Origin of the sequence: Aquimarina sediminis (assembly GCF_002895435.1) — a bacterium.
Taxonomy (GTDB): domain Bacteria; phylum Bacteroidota; class Bacteroidia; order Flavobacteriales; family Flavobacteriaceae; genus Aquimarina; species Aquimarina sediminis.
In genome coordinates, this window is sequence record NZ_POYJ01000014.1 from 80,965 (window position 1) to 96,507 (window position 15,543).

Below are 15,543 nucleotides of genomic sequence, written 5' to 3' on the forward strand. Positions count from 1 at the left end.
ATTTTATTCAGACAGAATCATGACAAAAGAAGAACAAAAAGAATTTGAGAAAAAGGCATTAGACCAGTTTATGTCTGGCAAGAGTCTTTTTGGTAAAGATGGTGCATTTGCACCTATGCTAAAAAACTTCATAGAGAAGGCTCTTGAAGCCGAGATGAATGATCATTTAGGCACTAGTGAACGTTCTAAAGGCAACAAGCGTAATGGCAAGGGTAAAAAGACTGTAAAAAGTGGTTTTGGTACTTTTGATATTAATACTCCTCAAGACCGTCATAGTAGCTTCGAGCCAGAGCTTGTTAAGAAGCGTCAAACTATTTTAGCAGATAATCTTTCAGATAAAATCATTGGTCTCTATGGTTTGGGGATGAGTTATCGAGATATTTCTTCTCATATTAAAGAGATGTATGATACCGATATTTCTCACACTGTTTTGAGCCAAATAACAGATAGAATCATTCCTGATGTAAAAGCATGGCAGAATCGCTCACTAGAACCTTTATATTGTATCGTATGGCTTGATGCGATGCATTACAAGGTGAAAGTAGATGGAAAGATCACTCATAAGGCACTCTACAATATTTTAGGCATCAACAAAGAGGGTTATAAGGAAGTGTTAGGCATGTACATATCAGAAAGCGAGGGAGCCAACTTCTGGTTACAGGTATTAACTGATCTAAACAACCGTGGTCTGAAAGATATCTTGATTGCCTGTACCGATAATCTTAAGGGCTTTACAGATGCAATACTGAGTGTGTTCCCAAAGGCACAGGTACAGCTCTGTATTGTACATCAAATACGTAATTCTCTTAAATACATTGCCTCTAAAGATCAAAAAGAATTCATGCGTGATTTAAAACTGGTCTATAGAGCAACTAATAAAGAAGTTGCAGAAGATCAATTATTGGATTTAGAACAGAAATGGGGCAGTAAATACCCAGTAGTAATCGAAAGCTGGCAACGTAATTGGGAGCAGTTATCACAATACTTCCAATACACCGAACACATTCGCAAGATCATCTATACCACTAACACTGTTGAGGGATTCCATCGACAAGTCCGTAAAGTCACTAAAACAAAAGGAGCCTTTACTAATGACATGGCATTACTAAAATTGGTATACTTGGCTACAAAGAATATCGAAAAGAAATGGACTTCACCATTACATAATTGGAGTTTGACAGTCCAACAACTTTATATTAAATTTGGAGAGAGGATACCTCTGATATTAAACACCAATTCCTCTGGGGCTAGCCCCAGAGGAATTGAAACAACAGACAGAGTTTAATTTACAGATCCGCTATTAAAAAAAAATAGTTAAAACTATTTAACTTTCGACGTACCTTCAATTAGCCTTTGACTTTTTACAGAAATATCTAAAAGTCCTGATATTTTTTGTTTTTCAATTTCCTCTAAAGGTTTAAATTTAAGAAAATTATAACCCAGACGCCTCAACACATAAAAAGGTAAAATATTATTATTTAGAACATTTTTTAACTCCTTCGTTTCCTCAAAAGGGAACTCTTTATTGTAATCAAATTTATTAGCAATAGTTATTAATTTAATAATATTATTCTTATCATATTTAGATTTAACATTATCGAATGTATTTTTTAAATCTCTTGATGAGATAGATGATGAAACTTTTTTTATTGTTGAATATGATATCATATAAAGCATATTAAACATAATTTTCTTAGCCAGTGTTTCCTTTTCATTTTCTGTTATTGTGGTATCTTCTCCAATTAATTCTATTATTTCATTTTTAATGTGTTCTTCCCCCTCAAGTAACACGTTAAACATTGAAGATAATGTCTTTATGGATAAAAAATAAACATTTTCAATTATATGTATTTTTTCTTCTTTTCTTAAAGAGGCATATCTGTTTTTAACTATATGTCCTAAAATCTCAATTGATTTATAAGATGTATTAATTTGTGATATGTAGTCGATTTCATTATTGCTTTCTGTTTCAATATGCAAGTCATCATTAATAACAGAACTTTCAACAACATCTCTATTACTTAATTCCTCCTCTTTATTTTTTACATGATCGGTACTATCTAGTGTTAGATTTTCTGATCTTTCTTTTATCAAGTTGTTAATCTCATTAATATCCTCGTTAAAATTTAGAATATTTGAATCAGTAAATAAGTTTTTAGTAACACTAATTATTTCATCGATAACCAATTTAGATTTAGAATGATGAGATAAAAACATATATATATTGGCAGAGTGAGATTGATATAATTTACTTGATAAATCTTTTATATGTTTCATTACATGTTCTTCCTCAATATTATCTGCTAAATATTTAGCAATAAAATAAAAATAGATATATGTATACTTAAACTTATAAAAATCATTTACTTTTCTTAATATTTCAGTTTCGATTAGCGTTTGTTCAGTTTTGACAAAACTAATTTCCACATCATAATTATCTTTAAATTTATTATGCAAATCAATAAACCCTCCTTCACTAATATGATTACTTTTATTTAAAAATAACTCATAGGCTAATTCAGATAAATAAGAATATAGTTTTTCAATTTCTTTGTTTTCTTTAACTTTTTGACCTAATGCAGACTTAATTAATACATCATAATAATATCCAAAAGTACTTTGTTCAAGATTAGTTGATGAGGTAAGCTCATTGGATTGAAGTATTATTAATATATATATCGGTAAAGATGGTACTAAATTTTTTCCAATAATTGAATCAATTATTTTTTCAGCTGCATAGTAATTATCTACTTTATCTTTCTCATCAACAAAATCATCATTTAAAGTTAAATCTTTCCATTTTTTAATTAGTTCAAATCTTTTAGACGCTCCAAAAGGAAGTAATTCAAAGATATTGACATCTAAATTTTTAACATCTAATAATTCACTAAGGGTTAAGTATTCATCCCAAATAATTAATGACTTAAATTCTAAATCAATGATAGAATTAACGAGTTTCTTTTTTAGTTCAAAAGATAATTTTGAGTCATTAAAATCATCAAAAATTAAATACACCCTATTACTACTTTTCTCAGTAAAATTATCATATTGAGAATTAACTTCTTTCAAAATTAATTTTCTAACTCTTTCAATATTTGTTTCTTTTAATAATTTTCCAGGTATGTATACAGGGAATAAATCACTCTCTTTTAAAATCTTTTCATAAGTAATTTTACAAAATGCTGTTTTACCTGAATTTTCTTCACCAAATAGAATAATATTATTAAAGTGATTGCTAATAATATTTTTATGAATAAAACCAAGTGTAACATTATTACTTTTATCTTCTTGATCAACAACATCATACCTTTCGAAAAAAGGCGACACATAAATATCTTTTAACCTTATATCTTTTGTTGAACGATTAGTAAATTTTGCCCCAGCATCAAGAACAAAAGAGTTTTCAAAATCTTCATTTAATGCCGGAGGTGTTTCGATTGGCGTTATATTAACAGGAATCTCATTTAATATATTTACTTCAAATACACCATTAGTTATTCCATTATCTAAAGAAGGGATAAACCCTGAAGAATCATCATCGTATTTTCTGAAGTGACACTTTATTTTCTCATTGTGTTCATATTCTATTATGGTATAACCATTTTTGTAAGCATGTAATTTTGAATTTTCAGAGGTTAATGATTTTCCTATTGATAAAAGATATTTTCCATATAGACCATTAACGTAATCAGTTTGTTGTTCATGAGTGTGTCCAATTAAAATTATATCATAATTTTTATAAATTTTCTTTTCTATCTCCGATTGCTCAACTTCACGAGATAGAAAAGATAGTGGGTGATGAATAATACACACTTTGATTTTTGAGTCATCAATAAATTCAAGTGAATGTTCTACTTGCTTTATTCCTACCGCAATATTTCCTTCATCATTGTCATCATAGCTCAACCAACTTGAATTTAAACAAGAAATACCAATTGAAGTACCATCTAAATCTAAAACAAAAGAATTATCAATCCCTGTTATTTGTGATTGATCATATTCTGAATAAAACTTCTTTGCAAATTCATTATAAGATTCTAGACCTTTTATTTTACGTTCTGGGCTTGAATCATAGAAATCTTTTAAAAAGTTATTCAATAAATCAGAAGACCTTTTATCTTTATCTTTGTTTTTATTTAATAGGTTTTCTTTTAGTGAAAAATCTGTGTATTTATCTAATTTTGATCTGTCTATTTCATGATTACCAGGAACAAAAAAAATTTTATTCTTTAGAAAAGTAAATTTATTTAAAAACTCTAGTATAGTATTGTAATGTTCTTTAGAAGTAAAGTTTCTACCTCCTTGATTTAAAAAATCTCCGCTAAAAACTAATATTGAATTTTTATCAATATAATTAGAAATATCTTCCAAAAGAGAGTCAATTAGTCTTTTATGATTATATCCAAAATCATCATCATTTATATGTATATCACTAAGGTGTATTATTTTTATCATTGATTAGTTTTTTAGATCTTAAAGATAATAACAACATAATTCCCTACCATTATTTTAAGACCAACCTTATAAACAAGTTTTCAACGTGTGGACTGATTATATAGTTGTGGGGAATTATTAGTATATTGTGGTGGTATGTCAGATTATGTGGGGTTTTTAGATAGCAGAAATGAGTATTATCGAAAAAAAAGCAAGTATAGTGATTTAGACTATCTTTTGAATTTTGAGAAGGTCAAAAATAATAATAAACTAGGTCTAGAAATTCCGAACTTTAACCTCAATAATGAATTTAGTTGCCTCTCCTCAGATGAACCACGTGAAGATATACATAAAGTGTTGGTTAAGAGTGATTCTCAACACGTTAGTGCTATTAGTCAATGCTTTAGTTCCTCTTTCTCTGCACATAAGGCTTTAAAAAAGATATTGGGTATTGATTCTATAATAACTCTAGGGAGTATCATAGATAATCTTAAGAGAGAAAAAATGTTTTATGAATCTTTGGAAAAGTTGGAGTATAGGCTCAAAAATCAAAATTTCCATTCAAATGGTATTAATCTTCATGCATGGTTTACACTACCTGATGGTTTTGTCGTTGACGTTAGTATTATAGGTTCAATCAAAAAAAATGAGTTTTTTTTCCATTTTTATTTTCATGATTATATTTTAATGCAGGGAGGTAATTAATAATTTCATTTTTGAAATTTTCTTCTTTTTCAATATGAATAAAGTCTCTTTCTAATTGAAAACCTAAAGAATTTATAAATCTCATTTTTTTTGATTGAATCCAAGAAGGTTTTGTTGACTGGTATAAGGAAAGAAATTGCTTCAACATTTCATAACCATGAATAAATATTTTAACACTATCTATTTTTGTTTTCCACATTGTTCTTCTAAATAGATTACGATCACCTAAGTCTAAATCCAATTTTTCTTTTTTGTATTGATTAACTGTGTTATACAATTCGTAATCAAAAAAGTATTCTTGAACATCTCCTTTTATGCACTTATATCTTAAAAATCTAGCAATATGAGTTCTGTGATTACCCTGTGTTATAATATAATCATCTCCAAATTTGGCATAGCTGATTCCTGTTTTTTTCTCATCTGAATTAAAATAATCGGAACAATATTCTTTAGTATAATAAGAAGAAAACCTTTTTAAACATCCAAGATTTTCTAACCAGGTACTATCTGCATAGCTTATATGACTAGTACCAATCACTTTATTTAAAGGAACATTAATATATCCCAATTGTTTTGAAGGTAGGGTTTTCCAATATGCTAAATTAGGCATGCTGTCATAAAAAACTAAAGTGTCATTATACCAATCATGAAACCCTTGTTCTTTTAGTTGTTTTAACCTATTATATCCATTTTCTAAGCAATAGTTTTTCATAAGTTTTAAATTTAAGCTGACTTGTCCGAGTACTATAATTCTATGACTTTATACTTGTTAAAGTTACAAACGAATTTAGTAATTATATTTTATCCTTATTCTTTTAAAACAAACAAGATACCTTTGTTTTCAACTATCAATCTCATCTTTTAAATCGCTTATTTCTAATCTGTAATCACGTAAAAGAGCTTCATATTGATTGAGTTTTATATTCTTTTTTTTGTTGTCGGATAAAGTCTTGACTAATTTTAATTCGTAGGGTTTTATTTTTAATTTATAGTTGTTTATAGGATCGTCTTTTTGTTTCAATTGTTTTGGTCTGATTTTCGGTTTTTGTGATCAAAGATGATATTCCGTCAATCAATTCTTCTTTTGCTTGATTTCTAAGTTTTTCTTTCAAATACATCTTGTTATTTTTTTTAGCAAGCGTAGCCCCAAATCTACCAAAACTAATACTATAAAATGAAAGGTGAACATACCGATTATTTGCCCTATGTTTTAAACTTAATAGTCGGTAATTTATAATTCAATTACTATATTTCATTTTTCCTTCCAAAACTTTTAGCATATAATTAATGGCGTGTTCTTTATCATTAAAATCTTCACGTTTTCTTCCCGCCCAAACAATAAATTTTTTAATGGTTTCAGTGTTTTCTGGGTTTGTTACATAGTCTAATAGTCCTCTGTATTTTAGAAGCCCTTCTGTTATATCATATTTTTGTTCCAAAGTATCAAGTAGGGCATCGATTGTTTCACCATATGAGTTCATAGTTTGCTATTTATATCATTATCAATATCATCTAAAATTAAGTGTAATTTTTTAAATGCTCCTTGTATCTCAGATGATTTAAAATCATTGATGTTTTCGATAATATAGGTTATGTTATGCATTTCTATTGGGTATTTATGTACGACAAGTTTATATTTTGTTTTAGCTCTTTCAAAGTATTCAATAAATTTTTCATCATCTTTCATATCAAAGCTTTTATATTTAGTTTTTCTTGTATTTCTCTGTATGATAAAGGGTAAATCGTGGAAATCTACACCAACATCTAAAACCAATTTTCTGCTATGGCTATTAAGTTTTCCGTGTGAATGTCCGTAAAAAAGAAAAACTCCACTATATTTACCTTTCCAAGTCATTAGTGAATAATATATAGTAACTATAAGTTGATTATTCGCAGAACTCAGATTCGGTAATTTTAGTTTGTGATAGTCCTTAACCTATTCAAGTCGATCTAAGCAATTTTGATTTAATTTATCATGATTCCCTTTTATCAAATGAATTTACCATTCAATCTATCTAAAGCATTTTCCAATTTTCTTGGTGACATCAATGCGATGTCACCAAGATGATATATAAGGTCATTTTGTTTTACTTTTTTATTCCATTTTTGGATCATAGTTTCATTCATTTCTTCAACGGATTGAAAAGGTCTTTTGGAATGCTTAATAGCACCTTTATGACCAAAATGATGATCCGCAGTAAAGAATATTTTACTCATACTATCAATCATTAATGGTTAAGTGATTTAAAATATAATATTCTGGATCTTGAACAGGTTCATAATATTCATGCATGCTTTTACGACCCTTGAGTTTAATATAATCGATCTCATATCCATCGATAATTTTTTTGATTGTACATTCTAAAATAGCAGTGCCATAGTGATTTATATTCTCAGAACTATAAGTAAAATCAAGTGAAGCAGTAATTCGGTAATAATTTGGAGGTACAAAATTAATTTCATCTACTTCTTCTGCGAAATCACTAGCTATTACCTCAATAATCCTAAAGTCTATGATTTTATCAAGTTTTATCTTTTGACAATGTTTAGGAAATCGATCACATTTTTGATAAAAGATTTCCCGAAATGATTTTGATGCATTAAAACGAACTGGGAAATTAGCTTCTACAGCTATATATAACTTTGATTTGATCTCTTGATGCTTCAATTCCTGACCTAATGTTATAAAGCTTATACATAGCATTAATAATATTGTTATAGTAGTTTTCATATTGTTGTATTTTGAATTTTAAAAATGATTTTTTATTCTATGGGGTGTACTTTTATTCCGAAAAGGTGTTTTAATTTTTCAAACCAACTTAGCGCAGTGAATCGAACAAAGATTTATGGTAAGTGCCTGTATAGGTCTTAACAGGAATTTTGTGAAGCTGAGCAAGATAAGCTGGTTTGAAAAAAACAACTCTAGTTATTAGTCATAAAATTCAACATTAGCTGTAGTCTCGTAATTAGCTCCATTAGAATCATTAAAGAAGAAAGTTACTGTTCCTTTTCTTGCGTTTCCAATACCTAACTCCTTTAAATCTCCATTCATATAAGGATTGGTTCCTAAATCTACTTTGAAACCAGGGGTTGTTATGATTTCTTCACCAAAATTGTTAATGGTAAGAAATAAATTCCCCAGATTCATTGAGGTGAAATACATTGAATAGGTAATTTCCTGTTCAATATTCTTTGGAGGTAAGATTAGAATTTTGAATTTAATGCCATTTCGATAGTTATCTGCAAGTGGTGTAGGAGTAATAGTTACTTCAAAGTCTGTTTGTAGAGATGAGTATACGATCTTTTGAGACCTTATGATCCCATTAGAGGATTCTATAATAAATTCTATTTCTTTGTTATTAACCTCTAAAGATCTAAATCTTCCTTGGGTAATTTCTCCTTCTATGTCAAAAAACTCATTTTGTCTAAAACTTTCTTCATCGTCTAATAGTATCAACTCGCCATCAGTATTTTTGAAATATGCTTTGTAGGTTGCTTCTTCATCATTCTCCTTTGGATCCAGACGGATAATAAAATTGGCAAACTCATTTACATAATTTTCGTTTTTCTCAAAAGTAATCGTAAAATCAAAGTCTTCTTTTATAATCTGATAGGCTAGTTTATGTTCTTTTCGTAATCCTTTATCATTTTCTATAAAGGTTTGAATTTGATGTTGTCCTGCTATTTTAGCTACATACTTTGGTACAATTTCTAAATCAGAAAACTCATACTTTTGCCCTGGGGAGAGAACTAAGTTCTCTAACTTATAGAATCCATCACCTTCCTGTATTTCATATTCAAAAGTATAGGTAGTGCCCTCTACGATGTGATTAGGAAATATGTCAATAAAAGTGAGTATTTCGGTGTCGATTTTGTTTGTGGAGATATATTGACTTTTGATTTGGAAATCAAATGAATCTTTAACATTTACTTCCATTGGTTCACAGCCTATTATAAACGATAATGTGAACAAAATTAAGATTGATTTTTTCATTGTGCTTTATTTTTAAGAATTGAATATTTTAGACCTAGACCCGCAAAGAATTTTGTTTTACCTATATCACTATTAGCATGATAGTATATGTTGATTTTTGTGGCTAGAGATAATCTTTCTGAGATATGAATATCCGTATCGACACCTCCAAATCCGCCATAAATAACTTTGCTTTCATCTGTTATCATAGCTCCATTTGAAAATTGAAGCTCACCTTTATTAATATCTTCATAACCTATTGTGCCTCCTGCACCTAGTGCAATTACGAATTGCTTATTCGAAGCACTTAGTGTTGGTAGCTTTACAAAATATCCTGCATTTAGAGTGTATTGATCCACAGGAATATTATAATCTGATTCTTTTTCTTTTTCTTTTTCTTTTAGAAATGATGCTAAAAAGCTTAGTTCTAAAAAATTGTTTTTTCTTTTTTCGACATTACTATTGTAATAACTGTAACTGCCTAAAACTGAAAATCCGTTTTCTGAATATCCTCCCAGAATAGAAAATACCTGCTTTTTTAGCCCTACTTCGAGAATACTTTCTTTCAAATCGTTAAGACCTGCAAGCAGTTTTTCGTTTTCTTCTTTCAAAGTTTCAAGGAGTACCAATGTTTGATCTTCCGCCTTTTGTGCAAATAGATTAAGGCTACTCAATATGAGTAATCCCCATAAGATTGTGTTTTTCATATATGTGGTTTTTATTGATTTGTGTATTTGTTTTCAGAGATCTATTAATCCAGATTGTACTTTTTCATCAGATAGAATACTTTTTACTTCTTGAATAATTTTGGAATAATTGAAGTCAAGTAAGTATTGATCTGCAGATCTTGTTTTGATAACATCTTCATGAATTTCTGTTTTATCATAGCTAAATTGATACTTGATAAATTCACGTGGTTTACCTTCTGCTATAAGTCCATAGAATTGTCCTGGTTCCGCTTTAAGTATTTCGCTAATTTTCACCCGATCTCTTTCTTGGATACTTTGACTTTTTCCTTGTCCATCATTTGTATTGAAGTGTAACATAGTACCAGAAGATCCTGTATTCTTGTTTTTAGCCCAGTACACTTTATCTTCTTTACTAAAAAGACTTTTAATCATTTCTGCAGTTTTAGCATTAGAAGTTCTTCCGTAGAATTGATTTCCTAAGTTTGATAGTAACACTTGCGCTTTATCCTGACCATATTTTTCTACAGTTTGGCTAAAATCTTGTACTCCGAATACAGTTGATATTTTGTTGCTTCGCCCTGTGGCAGGTATCTGTTCTATGTTTGGTAGGTATAGTGTTGGGGCTTCATCAAGAATTAAAGCACTTGGATGCTTATTAGGTTGATTCATTAGCCTCGTGCAAACAGATATGATTAATGAAATAGCTGGAGCATATGTACTAGGTAACGTACTATCATTACCAATACATAAAAACTTGGGCTCATTAGGATCGTTTAAATCTAGTGTCAAGTCATCTCCTGTAAGTAACCAAAAAATATCTGGCGTGTTTAATCTCGATAGAGCCGTTTGCAAAGTTGATATAACTCCCGCAACTTGCTTTTCAGCACCTCTTTGCATAGCCTGTCTTAGACTTACTACCATTCCTGCAGTTTCTGGATCAGAGCTTACCTTGTCTAGTAGTGTTTTAGTATCTGTTTCTAGAATTAATGCGATAATATGTGGTAGGCTGCAGTATTCTTGATGATGTTTTTTGATATACCAAATGATACCCGTTAGAATAGACTGTGCATCTCGATCCCAAAACTTACGTTCTTTGATGGTTTCAGGTAATAGATTATTTATGATTACTTCGGCATATTCAAAAGCATAAGCAGATTTCATTAAGTATGCAGGGTGTAAAGGATTTACCCGATTACTGTTTAATGGATTTTTGAAATCAATGAAGTAAGCTTCTGTAGAACTCTGGAAATGGTTAATGTAGTGGTATAAATATTTTGTAAGTTCTCCACTTTTGAAATCATATAGTATTCCTGAATATGATTGTTCTACAAATTTTCTGATGATGGGTTTGAAAATACTTTCAGATTTACCAGATCCTGCACCACCTTGAATGTAGATTCCTCTTGCAGGATTATCTAAAAAGACTTTATTTGGCTTTGCATTAAATAGTATTCTTGAAGGATTTGCAATAGATTTTTCAGACTTCTTTTCACGTATTGACTTTCTTTTAAAAGCAAATAGTAATACGGATACAAGAATCAAAAATGCATTTACAGCTAAATATATTTGGTGTCCTAACTCTGCATTTTCGCTTTTTTCTAAACCTAGAAGCATTGTCCAAGCTTGACCTTCAATAATTAGAAGAATACTAGTAATGAGTAAAGATTTAAAGAATCTCTTGGCAAGCTTTATAATTGGAATAAATACTAATACTGGGTGTATCATAAATGATACCTGATGAAGAATTGACCACTGTGATTCTTCATACATTACGATATGAGTAATTCCTAAACCTATCCAAGCAATGGGTGCCATGATGATGGATAGATAAATTACATACTTGGCTAGTTTTAATACGATTGAAATCATAATTCTAGGGATTTATTGTTAGACATTTCTTGTGCTTTCTCTTTTTCAATTCTGTTTTGAATCTTATACTTCTCTTCGGGAGACCCGTTTTTGAGAGTGTTTTGAACTTCAAATTTCTCTACTTCCTTTCTTTGGTATTGAAATTTTTGATCAAAGGCTCTTTCGTTTTTAGTGATCCATTCTTTGCGATCAAAACCAACCGTATAGTTATTTTTACCAATAGTGCGTTTTGTGTTTTTTTCATTAGCTACTGGACTAAGCTTTAATCTTTGTGATTTATCCTTTCTGCTGACGATTATGTGTATATGAGATTGTAGCCCTAGTTTATTTTCTCCTGATTTTGCACTACCGTTTAAAACCTCGGGATCTGTACCTTTATATTTTCTTTGGTGTTCTATTTTACCGAAGTAGACCAAATCACCACCATGTCTTAAGCCTTTCTCTTGACGGTTAAAATTCTCAGCATAATTATTCATTGCGGATCGACCATATTCCCTAAGGCTTTGATTGTATCTATCAAATTCGCTTTTACTCATTTCTGATACATTTTGTATTTTTCGACCATTAGTTGCTTTCTGAGTTAAATGATTTAATTCCTTTTTACTAAAATTGATTGTTGGAGCATAGAATTTTGCGTCATTTTGCCCTAATTTTCTTTTGTTTTGATCAATAGTATCTTGCACATCAATTTTAGAATGATGATCATTCTCATGAGAAAAGAAACCTTGTTTTCTGTCGAGGTGTTCTTGCCCTTTTTCCATGTCCTTTTCATTCAAAGCGAGCTTGTCTAATTCTTGATTTTCTTTATCCAGATACTCTACAAGGTTTGCGCTGCTTCCAGTATTATTTCCTCCTGCACTACTATGTGGTTTACTTATCGGCATCATTTAAAAATGTCTTTGATTTGGTTTGTTAATCCTGATCTGTTTTTGGGATCTAAATTTTGAGCAATAGCCAGAATAGAGTTTTGTTGTTTAATCAATTCCTGTTGCACAAGTTGTGTTCTGTCTTTATCTGCACTATTCATTTTGTCTAATAATTCCTTGAGCGATTGAGTTAGACTTTCTATTTTCTCCTGCTGTTCTTTTGAATACGAATACACTTCATTTCGCATTGGTTTTAGAATATCTCTTTCTTGTACTTTTAGAAAAGAAACTATCCTTTTGTCTAAGGCTTTTACCATCACAGAAGGGTTCTTGTTTGAAGCATCTTTTGGGTCAATTCCTGTCTTCTTGAAATACAATATCATATGCTCTACAAGAGTGCCTAATGGTAGGTTTAAAGCCTGAGAAAGTTGCTTTAGATCCTTATGGTATTTTTGATTTATTATGATACTCTTTTTAGTCATTTTATAATTATTGTATTTGTAAATCAAGTACTTAGGTGTTTGATTATAGTTTTGATATAACTCGTTATAATTTTTGATACCCTGTTAAAGCAGGTTTTACCTGCGTTTAGCCCCGCAGGGCAAGTCGGATAGGGGGTGTAAGCCCCTGTCCGACTTGCTCTCTTTTTGAGACCTTCGCATTACCAAATAATCGTTGAGATCATTGTGCTTGTGATAAAAGAAACTACAGTCCAAAATTGCCTTGTGATTTTGCTTCAAAAAAGCGATAGCTTTTTGCCCTGGTTCGTCATTGTCTAGGTATGCATAAATATTGCGGTAATCCGTAATAAAGGGAGAGATGTTTTTGATCATTCCAACAGAGTTGGAAATGATGTAATCCTCATTTAGAGATTCTGATTTGAATAATGTTTTATAAGACAGGAAATCCAAAAAACCTTCAAATACTACCAATTTAGAATGGTTGTTTTTAATGCTTGTAATTTCTTTACTACCTATACAACCTTTAAAATATTTGTTACGCAGTTCGTAACCATTTGAATCATTTTGAAATGAAATAGCAAAGTATCTTTTACTCTTGCTTCTATAGTATATTTCCTTGCAATATTGTTGTGCGATTTCTACATCAATACAGCGGTGATTTAGGTAACCCAGTAAAGCTTGGTTTTTAAGTTTTTTAACCTTTAAGATTTCGTATTCTGGAGATGTTGGGATAGATTCCTGTAAACTTGGTTGCTTCTGAAAAGAGAAAGAACTTTCGTCATTCAAAAATGATAAAGCTTCTTTTGTATTGCATCCTTTTAGTTTTATGATTAGGTCAATTACATTACCTCCAAAACCTTCTCCGTGATCATACCATCGATTTAGTCGTTTTGAAACCTTAAAAGATGCTTGGGTTTCTTCCCTGAAAGGAGAAAGCAGCCAAGCTTCTTTTTCATTTTCTCTTATAGGAAAATGTCCTAATTTTCCGAGTGTTGGCACGATGGAAATATTACGGGCTTTTTCACACGTTAGTTTCTCTCTTTTCATTGGCTTTGATTTTATCCGTTTTTTTGATGATTTGATGCCGAACTGCATTAATCAATTGTTATACAATATTTTTGGTCGCATCAATACTGTCATCAATTCGGCATCATTTTTCAATTTTCTTTATTCTTGTCATCATTTTATTTTTTGATGATAGTTTGATGACAATTTGATGATGGTTTATCTGTTTGTAAATGAGTTAATTATGTGTTTTTGTCATCAGGTCATCATAATTTTCTATCAAATAGGATTTCTTTAGCGTATAAAACCTTCCTTTATCATTTCCTTCTACTATGGTTCCATCAGACAAAACAGTGAATTTTTTGTACTTCAATGAGTTCTCCGCAGGAATCAAATTCCATTCTTCTCTAACAATAGTTTTAAGTCTGGTTTTGGTTTCTTTATATGGTGTTCTACTCATTAGATTTTGTAGGTCTTTAATACAGAATTGAAATTCGTCTAACTCATAGTTGTCCATTATTTCGATAATTGAATTCACTAGTTCAATTTCAATAATGTTTTTATTGAAATTGATAAGTTTCTTCAAGGCTTCTGTTTTAATTTGTTGTGGTGTGAACCACATGCGCGTTGTATTTTCAGTATGGTATACTCGATGAGATAGGTAATGTAAAAAAGCAGGAATTTCTTTGATTAGCTTATCTAACAAGTCTTCATCTTCTGTTATGAAAGCCTCTATTTTTCGAACCCAGAAACGGATTTCTCCTGGTTCAATTTTGATGAAGTTCTTTTCGTTATTGGAACAAAGAATAAATTTGCCAAAAAACTCAATTTCGTTTTTATCTTTCCCTTTTGCTTCTACTTTATAGGTTCTAGCGGTAGAAAGATTTTTAATGCGTTCAGTATCTTCTTTTTTGTCAAGTAGTACTTCATCTACAGCAATGATTAATTTATTTGACCAATCCGAATTAAATTGAGATCTAAAATCATCATTAGTATTATAGGTCATATTTCCTCCAAAGATGTTTTTTAGCCAATTGAGAGTAGTTGTTTTGCCTGTATTTCTTTCTTTGGATACCAGGCATAGAACAGGTAATATTTGAGTAGGTTTCTCATATAAAATTTTTAAGTAATCGAGCCCTAGTTCTAGTTGTTCTCCAAAAATATGTTCCATGAATTTTAGAGAATATGTATAGCTTCCTTGCTTAAGTTTATGTGGTAGTTTATTATAAGTGTTATAGAAGTTGGAGATTACTTCTTTAAAATCAAGATGAGAAGGAACACAACAAAAACCGTCGTATTTATCTATTTTACTTAAGTAATCTCTCCCATGATCTTCTTTGATGCAATCTTTACTCCATATCGTTAATATTTCCAAAGTGTCTCCCGATATCAAAGGTTTTCGAATGCGTTTTTGATATGAAGTGCCTATTCTAAGATATTGTGTTTTGTGTGCCATACTTATGATATATTGCAGAAAACCGTATATTTGCGCCATACGATAATCTCGTTGAAAGAATTATTGAAAAAGTGTAAAGGTTCAG

At 30.3% G+C, this 15,543-nt stretch carries 16 protein-coding genes; 2 read left to right on the forward strand and 14 right to left on the reverse strand.

Translation table 11 applies throughout. The annotated features are described in order from the left end of the window. Positions 1 to 19 precede the first annotated feature (19 nt). A complete protein-coding gene (locus C1X07_RS21950) occupies positions 20 to 1,285 on the forward strand; it encodes an IS256 family transposase (protein WP_103072197.1) in 1,266 nt (421 codons plus the stop codon). A 35-nt stretch (positions 1,286 to 1,320) separates the two neighbouring features. Here C1X07_RS21950 and C1X07_RS21955 read toward each other — a convergent pair whose 3' ends face one another. Beyond that, complete coding sequence (locus C1X07_RS21955) at positions 1,321 to 4,455, reverse strand: metallophosphoesterase (protein ID WP_103072198.1); 3,135 nt, start codon at positions 4,453 to 4,455, stop codon at positions 1,321 to 1,323. A 135-nt stretch (positions 4,456 to 4,590) separates the two neighbouring features. Here C1X07_RS21955 and C1X07_RS21960 point away from each other — a divergent pair, with 135 nt between their 5' ends. Then, a complete protein-coding gene (locus C1X07_RS21960) occupies positions 4,591 to 5,139 on the forward strand; it encodes a hypothetical protein (protein ID WP_103072199.1) in 549 nt (182 codons plus the stop codon). On the opposite strand, the gene C1X07_RS21965 is transcribed toward C1X07_RS21960, so the two are convergent. The 13 genes from C1X07_RS21965 to C1X07_RS22020 form a co-directional block, all read right to left on the reverse strand. Then, entirely contained in the window at positions 5,072 to 5,851 is a 780-nt protein-coding gene (locus tag C1X07_RS21965) for a hypothetical protein (RefSeq protein ID WP_103072200.1), read from the reverse strand. The two genes, C1X07_RS21960 and C1X07_RS21965, sit on opposite strands and share 68 nt — an antisense overlap. Positions 5,852 to 6,125: 274 nt before the next feature. Beyond that, the gene (locus C1X07_RS25415) at positions 6,126 to 6,257 is read right to left on the reverse strand and encodes a hypothetical protein (RefSeq protein WP_262494926.1); all 132 of its coding nucleotides are present in this window, start codon (positions 6,255 to 6,257) and stop codon (positions 6,126 to 6,128) included. Between the two features lie 120 nt (positions 6,258 to 6,377). Then, the gene (locus C1X07_RS21970; RefSeq protein ID WP_103072201.1) at positions 6,378 to 6,620 is read right to left on the reverse strand and encodes a hypothetical protein; all 243 of its coding nucleotides are present in this window, start codon (positions 6,618 to 6,620) and stop codon (positions 6,378 to 6,380) included. Continuing rightward, complete coding sequence (locus C1X07_RS21975; RefSeq protein ID WP_103072202.1) at positions 6,617 to 6,994, reverse strand: hypothetical protein; 378 nt, start codon at positions 6,992 to 6,994, stop codon at positions 6,617 to 6,619. The genes C1X07_RS21970 and C1X07_RS21975 overlap by 4 nt, the downstream gene beginning before the upstream one ends. A gap of 134 nt (positions 6,995 to 7,128) precedes the next feature. After that, positions 7,129 to 7,356, reverse strand: coding sequence for a metallophosphoesterase family protein (locus C1X07_RS21980; RefSeq protein ID WP_128755357.1), 228 nt, complete (start codon positions 7,354 to 7,356; stop codon positions 7,129 to 7,131). Between the two features lie 4 nt (positions 7,357 to 7,360). Then, entirely contained in the window at positions 7,361 to 7,870 is a 510-nt protein-coding gene (locus tag C1X07_RS21985; protein WP_103072204.1) for a hypothetical protein, read from the reverse strand. Between the two features lie 198 nt (positions 7,871 to 8,068). After that, on the reverse strand, positions 8,069 to 9,133 hold the full coding sequence (locus C1X07_RS21990) for a TraQ conjugal transfer family protein (protein WP_128755358.1): 1,065 nt from the start codon (positions 9,131 to 9,133) through the stop codon (positions 8,069 to 8,071). Next, positions 9,130 to 9,819, reverse strand: coding sequence for a conjugal transfer protein TraO (locus C1X07_RS21995; RefSeq protein WP_103072206.1), 690 nt, complete (start codon positions 9,817 to 9,819; stop codon positions 9,130 to 9,132). Before C1X07_RS21995 ends, C1X07_RS21990 begins: the two co-directional genes overlap by 4 nt. A 33-nt stretch (positions 9,820 to 9,852) precedes the next feature. After that, positions 9,853 to 11,670, reverse strand: a complete 1,818-nt coding sequence (locus C1X07_RS22000) for a type IV secretory system conjugative DNA transfer family protein (RefSeq protein WP_103072207.1) — start codon at positions 11,668 to 11,670, stop codon at positions 9,853 to 9,855. Continuing rightward, complete coding sequence (locus C1X07_RS22005) at positions 11,667 to 12,557, reverse strand: DUF5712 family protein (RefSeq protein ID WP_128755359.1); 891 nt, start codon at positions 12,555 to 12,557, stop codon at positions 11,667 to 11,669. Before C1X07_RS22005 ends, C1X07_RS22000 begins: the two co-directional genes overlap by 4 nt. Further along, a complete protein-coding gene (locus C1X07_RS22010; RefSeq protein ID WP_103072209.1) occupies positions 12,554 to 13,018 on the reverse strand; it encodes a BfmA/BtgA family mobilization protein in 465 nt (154 codons plus the stop codon). The genes C1X07_RS22005 and C1X07_RS22010 overlap by 4 nt, the downstream gene beginning before the upstream one ends. Before the next feature lie 96 nt (positions 13,019 to 13,114). Continuing rightward, positions 13,115 to 14,044 (reverse strand): toprim domain-containing protein, encoded by a 930-nt coding sequence (locus tag C1X07_RS22015; RefSeq protein WP_164914229.1) that lies wholly within the window; start codon positions 14,042 to 14,044, stop codon positions 13,115 to 13,117. 196 nt (positions 14,045 to 14,240) lie between these two features. Continuing rightward, entirely contained in the window at positions 14,241 to 15,458 is a 1,218-nt protein-coding gene (locus tag C1X07_RS22020) for a primase-helicase family protein (RefSeq protein ID WP_103072254.1), read from the reverse strand. Positions 15,459 to 15,543: the final 85 nt, after the last annotated feature.

Excerpts from the sequence above, each read along its gene's own strand:
- C1X07_RS21960 (WP_103072199.1), top strand. The coding sequence starts at position 4,591 with ATGTCAGATTATGTGGGGTTTTTAGATAGCAGAAATGAGTATTATCGA.
- C1X07_RS22015 (WP_164914229.1), bottom strand. The coding sequence starts at position 14,044 with ATGAAAAGAGAGAAACTAACGTGTGAAAAAGCCCGTAATATTTCCATC.
- C1X07_RS21955 (WP_103072198.1), bottom strand. The coding sequence starts at position 4,455 with ATGATAAAAATAATACACCTTAGTGATATACATATAAATGATGATGAT.
- C1X07_RS21990 (WP_128755358.1), bottom strand. The coding sequence starts at position 9,133 with ATGAAAAAATCAATCTTAATTTTGTTCACATTATCGTTTATAATAGGC.
- C1X07_RS21950 (WP_103072197.1), top strand. The coding sequence starts at position 20 with ATGACAAAAGAAGAACAAAAAGAATTTGAGAAAAAGGCATTAGACCAG.
- C1X07_RS22010 (WP_103072209.1), bottom strand. The coding sequence starts at position 13,018 with ATGACTAAAAAGAGTATCATAATAAATCAAAAATACCATAAGGATCTA.
- C1X07_RS22000 (WP_103072207.1), bottom strand. The coding sequence starts at position 11,670 with ATGATTTCAATCGTATTAAAACTAGCCAAGTATGTAATTTATCTATCC.
- C1X07_RS22005 (WP_128755359.1), bottom strand. The coding sequence starts at position 12,557 with ATGATGCCGATAAGTAAACCACATAGTAGTGCAGGAGGAAATAATACT.
- C1X07_RS21970 (WP_103072201.1), bottom strand. The coding sequence starts at position 6,620 with ATGAACTCATATGGTGAAACAATCGATGCCCTACTTGATACTTTGGAA.
- C1X07_RS21975 (WP_103072202.1), bottom strand. The coding sequence starts at position 6,994 with ATGACTTGGAAAGGTAAATATAGTGGAGTTTTTCTTTTTTACGGACAT.
- C1X07_RS21985 (WP_103072204.1), bottom strand. The coding sequence starts at position 7,870 with ATGAAAACTACTATAACAATATTATTAATGCTATGTATAAGCTTTATA.
- C1X07_RS25415 (WP_262494926.1), bottom strand. The coding sequence starts at position 6,257 with ATGTATTTGAAAGAAAAACTTAGAAATCAAGCAAAAGAAGAATTGATT.
- C1X07_RS22020 (WP_103072254.1), bottom strand. The coding sequence starts at position 15,458 with ATGGCACACAAAACACAATATCTTAGAATAGGCACTTCATATCAAAAA.
- C1X07_RS21995 (WP_103072206.1), bottom strand. The coding sequence starts at position 9,819 with ATGAAAAACACAATCTTATGGGGATTACTCATATTGAGTAGCCTTAAT.
- C1X07_RS21980 (WP_128755357.1), bottom strand. The coding sequence starts at position 7,356 with ATGAGTAAAATATTCTTTACTGCGGATCATCATTTTGGTCATAAAGGT.
- C1X07_RS21965 (WP_103072200.1), bottom strand. The coding sequence starts at position 5,851 with ATGAAAAACTATTGCTTAGAAAATGGATATAATAGGTTAAAACAACTA.